At 70.3% G+C, this 2,406-nt stretch carries 2 protein-coding genes; one reads left to right on the top strand and one right to left on the bottom strand.

What is annotated here, in order from left to right; all coding sequences use genetic code 11:
* Positions 1-226 precede the first annotated feature (226 nt).
* A complete protein-coding gene (locus ACFDR9_RS27520; RefSeq protein WP_409033052.1) occupies positions 227-1,786 on the top strand; it encodes a tetratricopeptide repeat protein in 1,560 nt (519 codons plus the stop codon).
* A 66-nt stretch (positions 1,787-1,852) separates the two neighbouring features.
* On the opposite strand, the gene dapF is transcribed toward ACFDR9_RS27520, so the two are convergent.
* Positions 1,853-2,406, bottom strand: a 554-nt coding sequence (gene dapF, locus ACFDR9_RS27525; RefSeq protein ID WP_409033053.1) for a diaminopimelate epimerase, incomplete at its 5' end; no start/stop codon positions are given.

Here is a 2,406-nt window from a genome sequence, read left to right on the forward strand (position 1 = left end):
GCGGGGCGGTTTTGGTGGCATGCACGCATGATGCGTTATCCACGATTCGTTTACAACAACTTTCTACGCTGTACGCTCAGGCTGAATAGTCACCACTGTTTAATGTAATGCGCAATCCAATAGATATTCACAATGACACAATGGATTGAAAGCGGGCCGGGCGGCCTAATCTGTTTATCGACTATATATATTCGAAATTGCTGGAATTAACTTTCATAGTGGACCGATGGCCAATCGCGAAGAACTAGGGATTATCAGGGGGGCGCGCACCGGCGACAGCCGTTCCCAGCTCGCCCTGGGGAAACTCTATCTGTTCGGCAGCGCCGGTTTGCCAAAAAGCATGCCGACCGCCCTGCATTGGTTGCAGCGGGCCGCGCAGCAGGATTGCGCCGAGGCCAGCCTGCTGATCGGCGCCCATGTGCCGCATGAAGTGGCGCAACAGGGCGGACCGGAGGTGTTGGCCAGTTACGAGCGCGCCTACGACGCCGGCGTGGTGCAGGCCGGGCTGGTGCTGGCGCAATTGACGCTGGCGCGCGACGACGGCGGCGGCGCCTTGCGCGCCAAGGCCTTGCAAGGCTTGGAACGGGCCGCCCAGGCCGGCCTGGCCGAGGCGCAATGGCTGCTGGCCCAGCACCGCGGCGCCGGCGACGAGCGCCGCGCCGACGCGGCGGCGCAGGGCGGCCAGGCCTGGCTGGCCCGGGCCGCCGACAGCGGCGTGAGCGCGGCCTTGTACACGGTGCTCGGCCAGGCTTGGGACGAGGGCGACGGCGAGGGCTTCCTGGAGCGGGCCTTGCCGATGGCGCGGCTATTGCTGCGCGAGGCCGGCGACGGCGCCGACGGCGCCCGCCGGCCGGCCGCCGCAACGCTGGCGCCGCACGAAGTGTTGCTGCTGTCGCGCTGCGGGCAGCTGCTCGGCCGCGACGGCGACGCCAGCGGCGTCGGCCATTCCGAGCGCTCGCGTTTTTGCGAGCTGGCCGCCGAGGGCGGCGACCGCGCCGCCCAACTGGCGCTGGGCCTGTGGTGCGCGCGCATGGACGCCCGCGGCGCCCGGGTCCAGGCCGGCGCCGGCGCGGCCAATGGCGCGGTCAATTTCAAGCGCGCCATCCGCTGGCTGACACAGGCCGGGGAACAGGGCCTGGCCGAGGCCTGGTTCGCGCTCTCGCGCATCTATATCAAACCGGAGTTTTCCCAGCGCAGCGTGCGCGAGGCCAAGTCTTATCTGGAGCGCGCCGCCGACATGGGCCACGGCGCCGCGCAACTGGAATGCGGCATCCACGCCTGGCGCACCCGGCGCGACGCTGAAAACAGCGACGTGCGCGCCGCCTACTGGTTGCTGAAGGCGGCCAGCCAGGGCAGCGCCGAGGCGGAGGCGGCGCTGCGCAAGATCGCGCCCGGCGCCGAGGCGGCGCCGTGGCGGGCGGCGCTCGGCCCCTTGCAGGCGCTCGAGCTGGCCGGCTGCCAGCCCTTGCTGGCGGCGCGGCTGGAACTGGCCGGCCTGTTCGGCCTGTCGCGCCCGGAAATGTTGCTGCTGGACTTGAACAGCGCCGACCAGGGCCACTGCCTGGTGATCGACATCCGCGCCAACTACGGGCGCAGCAAGCGCCGCCTGGTGCTGGTGCGCAGCGCCCAGCAACGCCAGGCGCTCGACCGCATCGCGCGCCTGTTCGAGAAGGTCGATTGCGGCTTCGAGGGTCCGGAGGGCAATTACCGCCAGCGCCTGTACCGCCTGAAAACCTACTTGCCGGGGGCGCCGGCGGAAGCGGACGGCGCGCTGCTGCCGGCCTGAGGCGCGGGCACGTGGGCGCGCCGTAAACGCAAAAAACGTGCGCGGCGCCGCGCGTGTTACGGCGCCTCAGCCGACCTCGATCTCGCCTTCGAAAACGCTGACGGCCGGCCCGGTCAGCCACACCGGCTGGCCCTCGCCGGCCCAGCTGATCGACAGCTCGCCGCCGCGCGCGCTGACCCTGACCGGCGAGTCCAGCAGGCCGCGGCGGATGCCGGCCACCACGGCGGCGCAGGAGCCGGTGCCGCAGGCCAGGGTTTCGCCGGCGCCGCGTTCGTAGACGCGCAATTTGATGTGGTGGCGCCCCAGCACCTGCATGTAGCCGGCGTTGACGCGTTTCGGAAAGCGCGCGTGGCGCTCGATCAGCGGCCCGCTTTGCTCGAGCGCGGCCAGGTCGACGTCGGCCACCAGTTGCACCGCGTGCGGGTTGCCCATCGATACCGCCGACACCAGCACCTGGCCGGCCGCGCCGGGCAAGTCCAGCGCCAAAGGCCACAGCGTGTCGCGCCCCTCGGGCTGGGCGGCCAGGCCGGGGCTGTCGAACGGAACGGAGGCCACGGCCCGCCACGACGAACCCCCGTCTACCCTTGAACTTCCACTCACCTCCCACCCCGGCGAGATCA

The organism is Janthinobacterium sp. CG_23.3 (assembly GCF_046115965.1).
Lineage (GTDB): Bacteria > Pseudomonadota > Gammaproteobacteria > Burkholderiales > Burkholderiaceae_D > Janthinobacterium.

Excerpts from the sequence above, each read along its gene's own strand:
- ACFDR9_RS27520 (WP_409033052.1), top strand. The coding sequence starts at position 227 with ATGGCCAATCGCGAAGAACTAGGGATTATCAGGGGGGCGCGCACCGGC.